Origin of the sequence: Kitasatospora sp. NPDC056181, assembly GCF_042266225.1 — a bacterium.
GTDB lineage: Bacteria > Actinomycetota > Actinomycetes > Streptomycetales > Streptomycetaceae > Kitasatospora.
Map to the genome: position 1 here is coordinate 1 of NZ_JBHJUK010000180.1, position 14,983 is coordinate 14,983.

The window sequence follows — 14,983 nt, forward strand, 5'->3', positions numbered from 1 at the left end:
CGCCTCGCCCACCCGGCGGGGGGCCACCCCCGCGCCGCCCGGCCCCGGGCCGCCGTCATCGACACCGCCCCCGGCGGCGCCCACGACCTCGGGCCCCGGGCCCCCCCCCCCGCCGGCGGGCCCGCGGCCGCCGGGGTCGTGGTGCCCGGCCTCGTGGACGAGGAGGCGGGCACCGCCGTCCTCGCCGCCAACCTCGGCTGGCGCGACACCCCCGTGCGCCGGTGGCTCGCCGAACACCTGGACCTCCCGGTGGCCTTCGGGCACGACGTCCGGGCCGGCGGGATCGCGGAGAGCCGGCTCGGGGCCGGCCGCGACTGCCGCAACTTCGCCTTCGTCCCGGTCGGCACCGGCATCGCCGCCGCGCTGGTGATCGACGGCCGCCCGTTCGCCGGCGACCACGGGTTCGCCGGGGAGTTCGGCCACCTGGTCGTCCGCCCCGGCGGGGACCGGTGCGCCTGCGGCAACCGCGGCTGCCTGGAGACCGTGGCCTCCGCCTCCGCCGTCGCCCGCCGGTACGCCGAGGCCGGCGGCGAGACCGGTGTCAGCGCGAAGGACGTCCTGTGCCGCGCCCAGGCGGGCGACGGTCCGGCGGTGCAGGTCCGGGCCGAGGCGGTCGACGCGCTGGCCGACGGCCTGGCGGCGCTGACCGTCCTGCTCGACTTCGAGCGCATCGTCATCGGCGGGGGGCTCGCCGAGGCCGGCGAGCCGTTCCTGAACCCGCTGCGGACGGCCGTCGCCGAGCGCCTCACCTTCCGCGCCGCGCCGCGGCTGGTCGCCGCCGAACTGGGCCACCGCGCGGGGAGCCTGGGGGCGGCACTGCTCGCGCAGGACCTGCTGGACGGCGGCGGACGATGATCCTCACCGTCACCCTCAACACCGCCCTCGACGTCACCTACCGGCTCCCCGAGGTCCGCCGGCACGGCAGCAACCGGGTGCGCGAGGTCACCCGGCAGGCCGGCGGCAAGGGCGTCAACGTGGCGCGCGTCCTGGCCGCGCTGGGCCAGGACGCGGTCGTCACCGGCCTGGCCGGCGGGGCGACCGGCCGGGCGGTGCGGGCGGACCTCGCCGCGGCGGGACTGCACGACGAACTGGTCGAGGTGGCGGGCGAGACCCGCTGCACCGTCGCCGTCGCCGAGGACACCGACACCACCGTCTACCTGGAGCCCGGCCCGGTGGTCTCCCCGGCGGAGTGGCGGCACTTCCTCGCGCACTACGAACGCCTGCTGCCCGGCGCGGCCGTGGCCGTGCTCTCCGGCAGCCTGCCGCGCGGACTGCCGGACGACGCCTACCGGCTGCTGGTCGAACGGGCCGGCGCCCACGGCGTCCCGGCGCTGCTGGACGCGGACGGCCCGGCGTTGCTGCACGGCCTGCCGGCCGGCCCCGCCGTGGTCAAGCCGAACACCGACGAGCTGGCGGCGGCGACCGGCGTCCAGGACCCGTTGGAGGGCGCCGAGTTGCTCCGGGCCGCCGGCGCCGGGGCGGTGGTCGCCTCGCTCGGGCCGGACGGGCTGCTCGCCTGCACCGCCGACGGCCGCTGGCGGGCCCGCCCGCCGGGCCCGCTCCCCGGCAACCCGACCGGCGCGGGCGACTCGGCGGTCGCCGCGCTCGCGCTCGGCCTGGCGACCGGGACCGCCTGGCCCGACCGGCTCCGGCAGGCCGTGGCCCTGTCCGCCGCCACCGTCCTGGCGCCACGGGCCGGCCGCTTCGACGCCGGCGCCTACGACCGCCTGCTCACCCTCGTCCGGGTCGGGGAGATCGAACCGGCACACCCTCAAGGAGAACCATGCCCCTGACCGGAACCGGCGAGATCGTCGCCCCCGCCCGCGACGGCGGCCACGGCGTCGGCGCGTTCAACGTGATCCAGCTGGAGCACGCCGAGGCGATCGTCGCGGGAGCCGAGGGCGTCGGCGCCCCGGTGATCCTGCAGATCAGCGAGAACGCCGTGCGCTACCACGGCGGACTGGCACCGATCGGCGCCGCCACGCTCGCCGTGGCCCGGGCCGCCGGCGTGCCGGTGGCCGTCCACCTCGACCACGCGACCGACCGGTCGCTGGTCCGTCAGGCGGTCGAACTCGGCTTCACCTCGGTGATGTTCGACGCCTCCGCGCTCGACTACGAGCAGAACGTGCGGGCCACCGCCGAGGTCGTGGCGTTCTGCCACGAGGCGGGCGTCTGGGTGGAGGCGGAGCTGGGCGAGGTCGGCGGCAAGGACGGCGTCCACGCCCCCGGCGTCCGGACCGACCCGGGCGAGGGCGCGGCCTTCACCCGGCGTACCGGCGTCGACGCGTTGGCCGTGGCCGTCGGCACCTCGCACGCCATGCTCACCCGCGACGCCGTCCTGGACCTGGAGCTGATCGGCGCCCTGCGGGCCGCCGTCCCGGTACCGCTGGTGCTGCACGGCTCCTCCGGCGTGGCCGACGAGACCTTGGCGGCGGCCGTCGCCCACGGCATGACGAAGATCAACATAGCGACCCACCTGAACAAGGCCTTCACCACCGCCGTCCGCCACCGCCTCACCGCCGACTCCTGCCTGGTCGACACCCGGGTGTACCTCGGCGACGGACGGACGGCGGTCACCGCGGAGGTGTCGCGCCTGCTCCGGCTCCTGACCGAGCCGTGCGGCGCGGCCCCGGCGGCGGTGGCCCGCTGAAGCGGGGCCCGCACCGTCGCTCATGAGCGGTGCGGGCCCGACCGGCCCGGAGGCCCGTGGCGGCGGCCCGCGGGGACGGCCTGTGGGGCGGGCCCGCGGGATCAACCACGACGCCCACGGTGCACGCCGATCGGCCGGGACGGCCCCGGGACTCCCTCTCCAGGGACTCCCGGGGCCGTTCCGCATGCGGCGGCGCCCGCCGGGTGCGCGATCAACTAGGCTCGGGCCGGGTTCAGCGGACGACGGCGGAAGGGCGGCGGGGGCATGCAGTCGGGACTGAGTTTCTCCGCGGCGGACCTGGCGCAGACCCGGTTCGCCGTCTCCCCGATGTGGGAGGTCGTCACCAGCTTCCGGCTGCTCCGGAACGAGGCCGATCCGCCGCTGCACCGGCGCTGGGCCGAGCAGGTACGGCCGCGGCTGGCCCGGGCCGGGCTCGACCGCGGCTGGCTGGCCGACCTCATCCCCGGCCGCGGCTACCTCGCCGACTTCCTCAACCCCACCCCCGCCACCCCGTTCCCCGCCCTCGGCACCGAACTGGACACGATCCGGCGCACCGGGCCCGGGCAGGTGCGCACCGACCTGGGGAAGCTCGCCGCCGAGCGCGACACCGGCCCGTCGGCGCGGCTCAGGACCCTGCACGAGGCCCCGGCGGAGGGGCTGGAGAAGGTCGTCGCGGAGATCGAGGTCTACTGGGAGCTGGCCCTCGCGCCCTACTGGGCGAGGATCCGCCGGCTCCTCGAAGCCGACGTGTTCCACCGGGCGCGGCAGGTCGCCGAGCACGGCTCGGCCCACGTCCTCAACGAACTGCACGACTCCGTGCGGTGGGACGACGGCACGCTGCGCCTGGTCCGCCGCCACTGCGCGCTGACCCGTGACCAGACCGGCTCAGGGCTGCTCCTGGTGCCCTCGGCCTTCGCCTGGCCGTGCGTGCTGACCCGTTCGGTGGCGCCCGAGCCGCCCCAACTGGCCTATCCGGCGCGGGGGATCGGCAATCTGTGGGAGCCGCGGGCGACCGCGTCCACCGACGCGGTCGCCGCCGTCCTGGGCCGCTCCCGCGCGTTGCTGCTGACCGAGCTCGACACCCCGTCCTCGACCATCCGGCTCGCCGAGCACTCGGGCCTCTCCGCCGCCGGGGTCTCCCAGCACCTGACGGCGCTCCGGAACGCGGGGCTGGTCACGGCCCACCGCACCGGGCGGTTCGTCCTCTACGCCCGCACGGCCCTCGCCGACGCCCTCCTGGCCCCCGCCGTGGACTGACGCCCGTCCGGGCGAACGACGGAAGGCGGCACCGTGGGGGTACGGTGCCGCCTCCGTCAACCTGGCCGCACCGCAGGGCGGGTGGCGCCGGGGTGCGGCCAGGGGCCGGTGGGATCGGCGATCGGTGGGATCGGTGGTCCGCGGGGCGGGTGACCGGCGGTGTCACCGGTCGGGCGTCGGAGGGTGTTTGCGGGCGGGCGCGGTCACGCGGTGCGGTGGACCTCCTCCGGCCGCACCGGGTGCGCGAAGGGCAGGCCCTCGGTGTAGCGGGCGAGTTCGTCGGCGGCGGCCGCGGCCATCCGGTGGAGTTCGCCGCCGAGGGAGCCGGCGACGTGCGGGGTGAGCAGGACGTTCGGCAGGTCGTAGAGCGGCGAGCCGGCGGGCAGGACGTCGGGGCTGGTGACGTCGAGGACGGCGTCCAGGCGGCCGGCGACCAGTTCGGCGGTGAGCGCGTCCTGGTCGACGAGGGAGCCGCGTGCGGTGTTGACGAGGGTGGCGCCGTCGCGCATCAGGGCGAGCCGCCGGCCGTCGATCAGGTGCCTGGTCTCGGGGAGTTCGGGTGCGTGGATGCTCACCACGTCGGCGGTGGAGCAGAGTTCGTCCAGGCCGACGCTCCGGGCGCCGAGGGCGGCGGCCTCGTCGGCGGCGGTGTACGGGTCGTGCAGCAGCAGATCGAGGTCGTACGGCCGGAGCAGGTCCAGGACGCGGCGGCCGATCCGGGAGGCGCCGATGATGCCGACCGTGCGCCGGTAGTTGCCGATGCCGTCGAAGGCGGCCTGCCTGTGGTAGTCGGCCCGGTGTTCACGGTAACCGTCGCGGAGCCGGAGGACCTGCTTGTTGGAGAAGAGGACGGCGGCGACGGTGAACTCGGCGACGGGCAGGGCGTTGGCCCAGGCGGCGGAGGTCACGGCGATGCCGCGTTCCCAGCAGGCGTCGGTGACGTGGTGCTTGACGGAGCCGGCGGCGTGGATGACGGCGCGCAGGTTCGGCGCGGCGGCGAGGACGGCCTCGTCCAGCTGGGGGCAGCCCCAGCTGCTGACGATCACCTCCGCGTCGCGCAGTGCGGCGGCGGCCTCGGGGGTGGTGAAGTCGTCGACCACGAGGGCGGGTTGGATCTCGGCGAGGTCGGTGAGCCGGGCCATCGTGCCGGCGTCGATGAGGCGTCCGGCCAGGCCGGGCTCCATCGCGAGCAGCGCGCGGGGGCGGTGCCGTACGGCGCCGTGCGGCGGGGCCGCGGGGGGAAGGGGTGCGGAGGTGGGCACGGGGAACTCCCGTTCGGCTTCGGTGGGGCGGTGGGTCACTTGACGGCGCCCGCGGTGAGGCCGGCCTTCCAGTGGCGCTGGAGGACGACGAAGGCGACGACCAGTGGGACGACGGCCAGCAGTGCGCCGGTCACCACCAGCGGGTAGTACTCGGGGAAGGCGTGGGTCTGGCTGTTCCAGGTGAAGAGACCGAGGCTGACCGGGAAGAGCCGGTTGTCGGAGAGCATCACCAGGGGCAGGAAGAAGTTGTTCCAGATCGCGGTGAACTGGAAGAGGAAGACGGTCACGTACCCGGGCATCACCATCCGCAGGCCGATCGACCAGAAGGTGCGCAGCTCGCCCGCGCCGTCCATCCGGGAGGCCTCCAGGACCTCGCCGGGCACGTAGCCGGCACAGAACACCCGGGCCAGGTAGACGCCGAAGGGGTTCACCAGGGAGGGGATGAACACGGCCCAGAAGCTGTTGACGATGCCGAGTTTCGAGGCGAGCAGGTACATCGGCAGGGCGAGTGCGGTGGTCGGCACCAGGACGCCGAGCAGCACCAGGCCGAACAGCTTCTCCTTGCCGCGGAAGGCGTACACGTGGAAGGCGTAGCCCGCGGCGATGCAGACGAAGGCGCAGAGGAGGGCGCCGATCCCGGCGTAGAGCAGGGAGTTGAGGTACCAGCGGAAGTAGATGCCGTCGCCGGTGGTGGCGAGCTGGCGGAGGTTGTCGCCGAGGTGCCAGCGGGAGGGGGTGAGGGTGGCGCCGCCGAGCAGGTCGCCGGTGTTCTTGGCGGCGGCGGTCAGGAGCCAGCCCAGCGGGAGCAGGGTGTAGGCGGTGGCGAGGACGAGCGCGCCGTTGACGGCGGCCCTGGAGAGCGTCCACGGACGGCGGGGCGGCCGGGCCGTGGCGGCGGGGGCCGGCTTCGGCCGGCGGGCGGGGGCGAGGACGCTCATCGGGAGGACTCCGTCCGGCGTGGGGCACGTGAGCCGGTGACGCGGGTGATCACGAAGGAGAGCGCAGCCGCGAACAGCGCCAGCAGCACCGAGGAGGCGGCCGCCAGTCCGTAGTCGCCGCGCGCGAAGGCGGCGGTGTAGGCGTACATGTTGGGCGTCCAGGTGGAGATCACGCCGGGCGAGACGTCGTGCAGGATCATCGGTTCGGTGAAGAGCTGGAGCGAGCCGATCATCGTGAACAGGCCGACCATCACGACGGAGGCGCGGATCAGCGGGATCTTGATGCTGAGGGCGGTCCGCAGCGGGCCGGCGCCGTCGACCACGGCGGCCTCCAGCACCTCGCGGGGCACGGCCTGGAGGGCGGCGTAGAAGATCACCATGTTGTAGCCGGTCCACTCCCAGACCGCGATGTTGACGACGGCGGGGAGCGGGAGGCCGAGCAGGTCGATCTTCGGGCCGACGGCGTCCAGGGCGCCGATCACCGGGCTGATGCCGGGGGTGTAGAGGTACATCCAGATCAGCGCGGCGATGATCCCGGGCACCGCGTGCGGCAGGAAGAGCGCCAGCTGGAAGAAGCGGCGGCCGCGGGCCAGGGCCGAGTCCAGCAGCAGGGCGAGCACCAGCGAGAGGCCGATCATCACCGGGATGTAGACCAGACAGTACTCGGCGGTGGTCAGCAGGCCGTCGCGGAAGGCGTGGTCGCCGAGCGCCCGGCCGTAGTTGCCGAGGCCGGTGAAGACCGTCTCGGCGCCGCCGAAGCCCAGACCCGAGCGGTGCTCGGTGAACAGGCTCAGGTAGACGGCGTACCCGATCGGGACCAGCGTGCAGGCGGTGAACAGCGCCAGGAACGGGGTGAGCAGCACCGCCGCCGCCCCGTGCCGCCCGGGCCGCCTGACGGTGGCGGCCCGGCCGGGGGCTTGGGGGGTTTCGGGCACTTCGGGGATTCCGGGGGTGGCCGCCCGGAGGGTGGTGTCGCTCATCCCTGGGCGACCTTGAGCCCGCGGTTCTTCAGCTCGGCGACGGTGGCCTGCTGCGCGGTGTCGGCGCTCTGGGCGAGGCTGCCGCCGGCGGTCAGCCTGGCGAAGCTGTCCTTGAGCGAGGTGTTGGTGGCGCCCATGGTCGGGCCCCACGTCCAGGACGGTTTGACGGACTTGGCGGCGTCGCCGAACAGGGTGTAGATGTCCTGGCCGCCGTAGAAGTCGGTGTTGAAGGCGGCCTTGGCGACCGGCACCAGCTCGGGCGAGGCGGGGAAGGAGGACGAGGTGCCGGAGGCGATCCGGGCCTTGATGCCCTCGGGGGTGGTGGTGGCCCAGGTGGCGAACTCGACGGCGGCCTTGGTCTTCTTGCTGTCCTTGGAGACGGCGAAGGTGGTGCCGCCGACCATGCCGCTGGCCGGGTTGCCGTCCCAGGTCGGGAGGGGCGCGACGGCCCACTTGCCGGAGGCGTCGGGCAGGGTGCTCTTCAGCACGCCGCCGCCCCAGGAGGCGCCGAGGTAGCCGGCGGTCTCGCCCTTCTGGAGGGAGGCCGTCCACTGCTGGCTGAACGACGGCTGGACCCGGACCAGGTCCTCCGCCATCAGCTGCTGCCAGTAGTCGGCCACCCGCTTGGTCGTGGCGCTGTTGATGTCCACCTTCCAGGCCTCGCCGGAGGTGCCGAACCAGTGCGCGCCCGCCTGCCAGGCGAACGCCTCGAAGGTGCTCGGGTCGTCGGGGAAGAAGGTGGCGATCCGGGTGTCCGGCTGGGCCTCCTTCAGCTTCTGCGCGGTGGCGCGGAACTCGTCCCAGGTCTTCGGCGGGGTGAGGCCGGCCTTGTCGAAGAGGTCCTTGCGGTAGTAGAAGGCCTGCGGGGCGGCGTCCAGCGGCAGGGCCCAGTTCTTGCCGTCCAGCGTGGTCAGCTCGACCGACTGCGGGAGGTACTTCGCCTTCAGGGCGGCGGGGACGAGGCGGGTGATGTCCTGGACCGCACCCTGGCTGACGAAGTCGGGCAGTTGCTGGTACTCGGTGTTGAAGACGTCCGGGGCGTTGCCGGCCTTCACCGCGTTCGCGATCTTCGCGTAGCCGCCGGCGACGCCGGAGGGGATCTCCTCGAAGGTGACCTGGACGTCGGTGTGCGAGGCGTTGAAGGCGGCGACGACGTCCTTGGTGCCCTTGGCCCAGCCCCAGAAGGTGATGGTCACGGGCCGGCCCTTGCCGCCGGCCTCGGCGTCCTGGTCCTGCTTCCCGTCACTGCCGCAGGCGGCGAGCAGGGTCACGGACAGGGCGGCGGCGGTGGCGGCGGCGGTGAGTCGGAGGGCTCTGCGGGGGTGGCGTGCGGGGGATGGCATGGCACAGCTCCTGGATGGGGGATGGCAGACGCCGGAGGGGGCCCACGGACCCGGGAGATGGCCGGGCGGGGTGACGCCATCCTGGGCTGGCATTCGATCAGAGTCAAGGCGTGTGGATCGAACGATCGGAAACGATTCGGTCTCGACGATCCGGTCGAGCGGCCCGTAAACGCTCGCTGATCTGGTGAGTTGATGGCGTGGAGGCGCATCCGGGCCGATCCTTCCGGGCGATCGAATAACGATCGATGACTCATTTAGTGGTCATTCGACCCGGTGGATTGACTCCCGATCGAGAAGTTCCTAGATTCGGCCCGCCGACCCAGCGACGGAGGACACCCCATGCAGCTCCCGCCCGAGGACCGCCGCACCAGCCCGTACACCGGGTGGACGAGGGCGCACTGGGAGGCCGTCGCCGACGCCCTGCTCGCCGCCGTCCGCCCCTACGCCGGGCCCGGCCAGGCACTGATCAACCTGCCCGGACCGCGCCCCGGCGTCTCCGGCAGGCGCGCCGACGGCCTGGAGGGCTACGCCCGCACCTTCCTGCTCGCCGCCCTCCGGGTCGCCGGCGCCCGCGGCGCCGACCCCGGCGGCCTGCTGGAGCGCTACGCCGAGGGCCTCGACACCGGCACCCGCCGCCCCACCGCCGAACGCGACCTCGCCGACGGCGACGACCGGTCCTGGGGCGTCATCGCCGACCGCACCCAGCCGATGGTCGAAGCCGCCTCCATCGCCACCGCGCTGCGGCTCACCCGGCCCTGGCTCTGGGACCGTCTCGACCCCTCCGTCCGCGAACGCGCCGGTCGCTGGCTCGCCGAAGCCCTGCACCGCGCCCCCGTGGACAACAACTGGTGGCTCTTCCCCCTCACCGTCGGCGGCTTCCTGACCGAGGCCGGCATCGAGACCGAGGCCGCCGACGCCGCCGTCGACCGCGGACTCGACCGGATCGAGCAGTGGTACGCCGGCGACGGCTGGTACACCGACGGCCGCCCCCGCGCCTTCGACCACTACAACGGCTGGGCCCTGCACCTCTACCCCGTCCTGCACGCCCACCTCGCCGGCGACCACGACCTCACCGCCCGCTACGGCGCCCGGCTCGCCGCCCACCTCGACGGCTACACCCGGTTCTTCGGCGCCGACGGCGCCCCCGTCCACCAGGGCCGCTCCCTCACCTACCGGTTCGCCGCCGCCGCCCCGCTCTGGGCCGGCGCGCTCACCGGCCACACCCCGCTGCTCCCCGGCGCGACCCGCCGGCTCGCCTCCGGCGCGCTGCGCCACTTCGTCGACCGCGGCGCCGTCGGGCCGGACGGCCTGCTCTCCCTCGGCTGGTACGGCGCCTACCCGCCGCTGGTCCAGGAGTACTCCGGCCCGGCCTCCCCGTACTGGGCGAGCAAGGGCTTCCTCGGACTGCTGCTCCCCGCCGACCACCCGGTCTGGACCGACACCGAGCTGCCCGGCCCGGCCGAGACCGCGGACGCGGTCGTCCCGCTGCCCGGGCCCGGCTGGCTGGTCCAGTCCACCGCCGCCGACGGCGTGGTGCGGCTGCACAACCACGGCAGCGACGACCAGCCGGCCGACGGCGTCCTGCCCGACCAGCCGCTGTACGCGCGCTTCGCCCATTCGACCGCCACCGGGCCGGTCACCGGCACGGCCGACAACCACTTCGCGCTGCTGGCCGCCGGTCGGGCGAGCGAGCGCGGCCCGATCACGCCGCTGGGCGTCGGCGCGGGATGGGCGGCCTCCGCGCACCGGCCCCGGATCGACGGACGCGAACTCCCCGGCGTCACCGTCACCTCGCTCACCCTCGCCCACGGCGCGGAGGAGGTCCGGGCCCACCTGGTCACGGGCGCCGCCCCCGGCACCGAGGTGCGGCAGAGCGGCTGGGCGGTCGCCGGGGAGCAGGTGGCCGGCAGCACGGAAGGACCGCTCGCCGGCGCCCGGGCCGACGGCGGGCCGGGCCGGCCGGGCGCGTTGGCCGCGGAGCTCAGGGCCGTCCACGGCTACCACCGGGTCGGCGTCGACGAGGCGCCTGACGGGACGGCCTTCGGACCGCGCGCCGCCGTCCCCTTCGCGACCGGCACCACCGGGGACGGGCCCGCCCTGTTCGTCTGCGCGAGCCGGCTCGCCGCCGACCGGACGGCGGGGGCGGACAGCGCGGCGGAGACGGACGGCGCGGCGGGGGCGGACGGCGCGGAGGCGAGGCCGGGGGCGGGCGGCACCGGGCTCGGGTCCCTCGCCGTCCGGGCCGAGGCGGTGGACGGCGGCCACCGGATCACCGTGCGCTGGCCGGACGGTACCGCGCACGAGGCGCGGCTCGGCACCCGTTCCGCCGCCGTCCGCCCCGTCTGAGGAGCCGTCGTGCCACTTGCCTACTCCACCCTCGGCGTGCCCGGACTCCCGCTCGCCGAGGCCGCCCGGCTGGCCGCCGAACACGGCTGGCAGGGACTCGAACTGCGCTGCGCCGACGGCGAGACCGTCCACCCGGCGATGACCGCCGACGAGCGGCGCGCCGCCGTACACACGCTCGGAGCGGCGGGAGTCACCCCGATCGCACTCGCCTCCTACGTCGGCGTGGCCGCACCCGGCGACGACGCTCCGGTGCTCGCCGGGCTGCGGACCGCGCTGCGCCTGGCGGCCGACCTCGGTGCGCCCGCCGTCCGGGTGTTCCCGCACGGCGGCGACGGACCGCCGGGGGAGGCGGACGCCCGGGCCGTCCGCCGGCTGACGGCGGTGGCCGCGCAGGCGCAGGCGCTCGGGGTCCGGGTGCTGGTCGAGACCCACGACTCCCACCGCGGCGGGCGCCGGCTCGCCCGCCTGCTGGACCGGGTGGCCCACCCGGCGGTCGGCGCGCTCTGGGACCTCATGCACACCCACCTCGCCGGCGAGACGCCCGCGCAGTCGTACGCCGCGCTCGCCCCGCACCTCGGGCACGTCCAGGTCAAGGACATCGCCGGCGCCGGGGACCTCACCCCCCTCCCGCTCGGGGCGGGCGTTCTGCCGGTCGCGGACTGCGTGCGCCTGCTCCCGCCCGGGGCCTGGGTCGCCTGGGAGTACGAGGCCCCCTGGCACCCCGCCGCCGCCCCGCTCCCGCCGCTGCTGGGCGCGGGCGCGGCACTGCTCGCGGGGCTGCGCGCGGGAGGTTGACGGGGTGGCGGCGGGGCGGCGGCTGGGAGTTGACGGGCGCTGACCGACGGGGCGGGGCGCCGCCGCCCGCCCGTGTGCGCGCCGGTGCCAGTGCCGGGGGCGGGGCCGAGAGCGGGGCCGGTGCCGAGGACGGGGCCGAGGCCGGTGCCGAGGACGGGGCCGAGGACGCGCGTTGCCGCCCGGGGCGGTCCTGCCGGGTCAGATCTGCCGGGTCGGTCCTGCCGGGTCAGTCCTGCGGGGTGAGGGCGCCGCAGGAGGCGCGGACCTTGAGGGTGGGGAGCAGCCCGATGTGATGGGCCGGCAGGTCGGCCGGGCCGAGCCGGCGCAGCAGCAGGTCGAGGGCGACGGCGCCGACGGCGCGCTTGGGCGGGGCGACGGCGGTCAGCGGCGGAGTGGTGAGGGCCGCGAACACGTCGTCGTAGGAGACCAGCGCGATGTCCTCGGGGACGCGCAGGCCGCGGGCGCGGAGCAGCGGGGGGAGCTGGATGGCGTCGCGGTCGTTGTGGACGAGGACGGCGCGCACGCCCTCCTGCGCGCCGATGGCGAGCTGGTCGGCCACCCACTCGGGGTCGGTGGGGGTGAGCGGGCTGCTGCCCGGGTGGTGCAGGTCGAGGGGCGGCCGGGCTTCGAGACCGAGCGTCCGGACGGCCTCGGCGTAGCCGGTCCGGACCTCGTGGGCCGTCCAGGTGTCGTTCCGGGCGGCCAGCAGCACGGTGCGGTGGCCGAGCCCGGCCAGGTGGCGCAGGGCGAGCAGGACGCCGTGCCGGTGGTCCGAGCCGACGGCGTCGAGCTCGGCGGCGGCGCTGCCGGGGGCGGCGCGCCGCTCGACCAGCACGGCCGGGACGGGCAGCCCGCTGAGCCAGTCGCTCTCCTCGGCGGGGCCGCCGGGCAGCCAGTTGGGCGTCAGGAGCAGGCCGTCGACGCCGGACTCCAGCGTGCGGGCGACCTGGCCGCGGTCGTCGCGGGCCTCGTACGGGGAGATGCCGAGGACCAGACGGGCGCCGGCGGCGGTGGCGGCCGAGCGAGCGCCCTCGATGATCTCGTCGAAGTACGAACCGACGGTCGGCACCATCATGCCGATGACCCGGCCGCGGCCGTCGGGCACACCCGCCGCCCCGACGGCTGCTCCGATGACGCCGGCCGGCCCGGCGAGACCGGGCAGTCCGCCGCCCGCGGAGCCCGCCGCACCGGTGTCCGGCAGGGTGACCGAGCCGTGCGAGCGCCGCAGCAGACCGGCCTCGGCCAGGGTCGCGACGTCCCGGCGGACGGTGACCGTCGGCATGTCGAGGCGCGTCGCGAGGTCCGCCACCCGGACGGTGCCGAGCTCGCGCACCACTTCGAGGATGCGGGCGCGACGATTCTCCGCCGACACGGCCATGACGTCTCCTTCTGGTGCTCGACGAACGCTCGATTGTCGATCGAATCGTATCGCACGATCGAAAAGCGATCAAAAGGCTGGTGGGGAGGTACTGGTGGTGGACCGTGCTGCGCAGTCGGCTGACCGCGAACGATATCGGACGGCCGGTGCCCTGTCCGCCCTGCCTGACCTGTCTGTCCTGTCGGCCGTGTCCGCCGCGCCAGTCTGCCCGCGTGCCCGCGTGCCCGCCCGCCAGTACCGCCGGGGCCTGACGGGCGGGCGGATCCGGGGGCGTCAGTCCTGGGCGTCGATCGACCGGATCAGGCGGGCCCCTTCGCGGGTCATGATCTCCGGGTCGCGCAGGGCGTTGGAGAGCAGGGACATGCCCTGGTAGCCGGCGACGAGGGTGACGGCGAGGCCCTCCGGGTCGGCGGCGCCCAGCTGCCGGTACTGCTCCTCCACCCACCGCAGGAGTTGCCGGATGACCTGGCCGACCGCGACGTCTAGGCCGCCGTCCTCGCGCTTGTCGAGTTCGACGGCGAGGGTGCCGGTGGGGCAGCCGTAGCGGGCGGCCGTGTCGCGCTGTCCGACCCAGGCGGTCACCAGCGCCTTGAGGCGCTCGCGCGGGTCGGCGAGCCGGTCGAGCTCGGCGGTGAGGGCCTCAAGGTGGCCGGTGTGCTCGGAGAGGGCGGCGCCGACCAGGTCGTCCTTGGTCTTGAAGTAGTAGTACACGTTGCCGGTCGGGACGTCGGCGGCGTGGGCGATGTCGGCGATGGTGGTGCGTTCGACGCCCTGCTCGTGCAGGACCCGCGCGGCGGCGGCCGTCAGTCGCTGCCGCTTGTCGGCGGCGGTCCTCTTGGCACCGCTCTTCTTGGCAGCGCTCTTCTTGGTGCCGATCGCCTCGGTACCGGTCGCCTCGGCGGCGGTCTTCGAGGCGGGCTGCCGGGAATCCATTGAGTCAGTCACCCGACTAACTGTAGACCGGCGCCGGTCGTGGCTGCTACGGTTTCGGCTCGACGGAGTTAGTCAGGCAACTAACTCACAACTGATCGGGGAGACCGACATGATCGTGGTGACAGGTGCGACCGGGAACGTCGGGCGGGCACTGGTGCGAATGCTGAGCGAGGCCGGGACGCCGGTGACCGCCGTCGCCCGGCACATCACCGGTGCCGACGTGCCTCCGGGCGTGCGGGCGGTGGCCGGCGACCTCGCCGAGCCCGACGGCCTGCGGGCCGCGTTCGCCGGAGCCCGGGGGCTGTTCCTGCTGGTCGCGGGGGAGGACCCGGACGGCATCCTGGCGGTGGCGAAGAGCGCCGGGATCCGCCGGGTGGTGCTGCTCTCCTCCCAGGGGGCGGGCACCCGCCCGGAGGCGTACCGGCACCCGGCCCGGTTCGAGGAGGCCGTCCGCGGATCCGGGCTGGACGGGACGATCCTGCGGTCGGGCGGGATGGCCACCAACGCCTTCGCGTGGGCCGAGTCGGTCCGCACCCGGCGGGCGGCCGAGGCGCCGTTCGGTGACGTCGGCCTGCCGTTCGTCGATCCCGAGGACGTCGCCGCCGTCGCGGCCGCCGCCCTGAGCGGGGACGCCCACCTGGGCGCCACCTACACCCTGACCGGCCCCGCGCCGACCACCCCGCGCGAGCGGGCCGCGGCGATCGCGGCCGCGCTGGGCGAGCCGGTCGACTTCACCGAGCAGACCCGCGAGCAGGCCCACGGCCTGATGTCGCGGTTCATGCCGCTGCCCGTGGTCGAGGGCACCCTGGCCATCCTCGGCGAGCCGACCGCGGACGAGCAGCGGGTGAGCCCCGACGTCGAACGCGTGCTGGGCCGGCCCGCCACCACCTTCGCCGCCTGGGCCGTCCGCAACGCCGCCGCCTTCCGGTAAGCAGGCGCTCCCGTCGCGTGCCGCCCGCCCTCACCGTTCACCCCGCCCCACTCCGCCTCGCCCTTCCCACCCCACCCCACCCCACCCCCGAACCCCCCCTCACAGGCCCCGGGGACATAAAAACCAAAGAACCATCCCACCACCGCCCAAATGTAAAAATCGGGGGGGGC

General features: G+C 75.2%; 13 protein-coding genes. 7 read left to right on the top strand and 6 right to left on the bottom strand.

From position 1 onward, the window contains the following. The 4 genes from ACFC1F_RS38465 to ACFC1F_RS38480 form a co-directional block, all read left to right on the top strand. Nucleotides 1-855 (top strand): ROK family protein (locus ACFC1F_RS38465; RefSeq protein ID WP_376165652.1); only part of this gene is annotated, 855 nt, incomplete at its 5' end. Further along, nucleotides 852-1,793 (top strand): 1-phosphofructokinase family hexose kinase, encoded by a 942-nt coding sequence (locus tag ACFC1F_RS38470; RefSeq protein WP_376165654.1) that lies wholly within the window; start codon nucleotides 852-854, stop codon nucleotides 1,791-1,793. The genes ACFC1F_RS38465 and ACFC1F_RS38470, both read left to right, overlap by 4 nt. Further along, nucleotides 1,784-2,650 (top strand): ketose-bisphosphate aldolase, encoded by an 867-nt coding sequence (locus tag ACFC1F_RS38475; RefSeq protein ID WP_376165656.1) that lies wholly within the window; start codon nucleotides 1,784-1,786, stop codon nucleotides 2,648-2,650. The genes ACFC1F_RS38470 and ACFC1F_RS38475 overlap by 10 nt, the downstream gene beginning before the upstream one ends. Before the next feature lie 264 nt (nucleotides 2,651-2,914). After that, nucleotides 2,915-3,907 carry a DUF5937 family protein gene (locus tag ACFC1F_RS38480; RefSeq protein WP_209417046.1) on the top strand — a complete coding sequence of 331 codons (993 nt, stop codon included), beginning with the start codon at nucleotides 2,915-2,917 and terminating at the stop codon, nucleotides 3,905-3,907. A 203-nt stretch (nucleotides 3,908-4,110) separates the two neighbouring features. On the opposite strand, the gene ACFC1F_RS38485 is transcribed toward ACFC1F_RS38480, so the two are convergent. The 4 genes from ACFC1F_RS38485 to ACFC1F_RS38500 all read right to left on the bottom strand — a co-directional run bounded on the left by ACFC1F_RS38485 (nucleotide 4,111) and on the right by ACFC1F_RS38500 (nucleotide 8,430). Then, nucleotides 4,111-5,091 (bottom strand): hydroxyacid dehydrogenase, encoded by a 981-nt coding sequence (locus ACFC1F_RS38485; protein WP_376165674.1) that lies wholly within the window; start codon nucleotides 5,089-5,091, stop codon nucleotides 4,111-4,113. 113 nt (nucleotides 5,092-5,204) lie between these two features. Next, the gene (locus ACFC1F_RS38490; RefSeq protein WP_376165658.1) at nucleotides 5,205-6,107 is read right to left on the bottom strand and encodes a carbohydrate ABC transporter permease; all 903 of its coding nucleotides are present in this window, start codon (nucleotides 6,105-6,107) and stop codon (nucleotides 5,205-5,207) included. Then, nucleotides 6,104-7,087, bottom strand: a complete 984-nt coding sequence (locus ACFC1F_RS38495) for a carbohydrate ABC transporter permease (RefSeq protein ID WP_376165660.1) — start codon at nucleotides 7,085-7,087, stop codon at nucleotides 6,104-6,106. The genes ACFC1F_RS38490 and ACFC1F_RS38495 overlap by 4 nt, the downstream gene beginning before the upstream one ends. Continuing rightward, nucleotides 7,084-8,430, bottom strand: coding sequence for an ABC transporter substrate-binding protein (locus ACFC1F_RS38500; protein ID WP_376165662.1), 1,347 nt, complete (start codon nucleotides 8,428-8,430; stop codon nucleotides 7,084-7,086). The genes ACFC1F_RS38495 and ACFC1F_RS38500 overlap by 4 nt, the downstream gene beginning before the upstream one ends. Nucleotides 8,431-8,769: 339 nt before the next feature. On the opposite strand from ACFC1F_RS38500, the gene ACFC1F_RS38505 reads away from it, so the two are divergent. Together ACFC1F_RS38505 and ACFC1F_RS38510 are read left to right on the top strand one after the other, a co-directional pair. Continuing rightward, complete coding sequence (locus ACFC1F_RS38505) at nucleotides 8,770-10,776, top strand: DUF2264 domain-containing protein (RefSeq protein ID WP_376165664.1); 2,007 nt, start codon at nucleotides 8,770-8,772, stop codon at nucleotides 10,774-10,776. A 9-nt stretch (nucleotides 10,777-10,785) separates the two neighbouring features. Further along, nucleotides 10,786-11,571, top strand: coding sequence for a sugar phosphate isomerase/epimerase family protein (locus ACFC1F_RS38510; RefSeq protein WP_376165666.1), 786 nt, complete (start codon nucleotides 10,786-10,788; stop codon nucleotides 11,569-11,571). Nucleotides 11,572-11,797: 226 nt separating this feature from the next. On the opposite strand, the gene ACFC1F_RS38515 is transcribed toward ACFC1F_RS38510, so the two are convergent. Beyond that, nucleotides 11,798-12,949: a substrate-binding domain-containing protein gene (locus ACFC1F_RS38515; RefSeq protein ID WP_376165668.1), complete on the bottom strand. Its 1,152-nt coding sequence runs from the start codon at nucleotides 12,947-12,949 to the stop codon at nucleotides 11,798-11,800. A 273-nt stretch (nucleotides 12,950-13,222) separates the two neighbouring features. Next, nucleotides 13,223-13,894, bottom strand: a complete 672-nt coding sequence (locus ACFC1F_RS38520; RefSeq protein ID WP_376165670.1) for a TetR/AcrR family transcriptional regulator — start codon at nucleotides 13,892-13,894, stop codon at nucleotides 13,223-13,225. Nucleotides 13,895-13,991: 97 nt separating this feature from the next. On the opposite strand from ACFC1F_RS38520, the gene ACFC1F_RS38525 reads away from it, so the two are divergent. Beyond that, nucleotides 13,992-14,813 carry an SDR family oxidoreductase gene (locus tag ACFC1F_RS38525; RefSeq protein WP_376165672.1) on the top strand — a complete coding sequence of 274 codons (822 nt, stop codon included), beginning with the start codon at nucleotides 13,992-13,994 and terminating at the stop codon, nucleotides 14,811-14,813. Nucleotides 14,814-14,983: the final 170 nt, after the last annotated feature.

Bases quoted from the DNA above. Each gene is read 5' to 3' on its own strand.
- ACFC1F_RS38515 (WP_376165668.1), bottom strand. From the start codon at position 12,949: ATGGCCGTGTCGGCGGAGAATCGTCGCGCCCGCATCCTCGAAGTGGTG.
- ACFC1F_RS38480 (WP_209417046.1), top strand. From the start codon at position 2,915: ATGCAGTCGGGACTGAGTTTCTCCGCGGCGGACCTGGCGCAGACCCGG.
- ACFC1F_RS38505 (WP_376165664.1), top strand. From the start codon at position 8,770: ATGCAGCTCCCGCCCGAGGACCGCCGCACCAGCCCGTACACCGGGTGG.
- ACFC1F_RS38485 (WP_376165674.1), bottom strand. From the start codon at position 5,091: ATGGAGCCCGGCCTGGCCGGACGCCTCATCGACGCCGGCACGATGGCC.
- ACFC1F_RS38500 (WP_376165662.1), bottom strand. From the start codon at position 8,430: ATGCCATCCCCCGCACGCCACCCCCGCAGAGCCCTCCGACTCACCGCC.
- ACFC1F_RS38490 (WP_376165658.1), bottom strand. From the start codon at position 6,107: ATGAGCGTCCTCGCCCCCGCCCGCCGGCCGAAGCCGGCCCCCGCCGCC.
- ACFC1F_RS38495 (WP_376165660.1), bottom strand. From the start codon at position 7,087: ATGAGCGACACCACCCTCCGGGCGGCCACCCCCGGAATCCCCGAAGTG.
- ACFC1F_RS38475 (WP_376165656.1), top strand. From the start codon at position 1,784: ATGCCCCTGACCGGAACCGGCGAGATCGTCGCCCCCGCCCGCGACGGC.
- ACFC1F_RS38525 (WP_376165672.1), top strand. From the start codon at position 13,992: ATGATCGTGGTGACAGGTGCGACCGGGAACGTCGGGCGGGCACTGGTG.
- ACFC1F_RS38470 (WP_376165654.1), top strand. From the start codon at position 852: ATGATCCTCACCGTCACCCTCAACACCGCCCTCGACGTCACCTACCGG.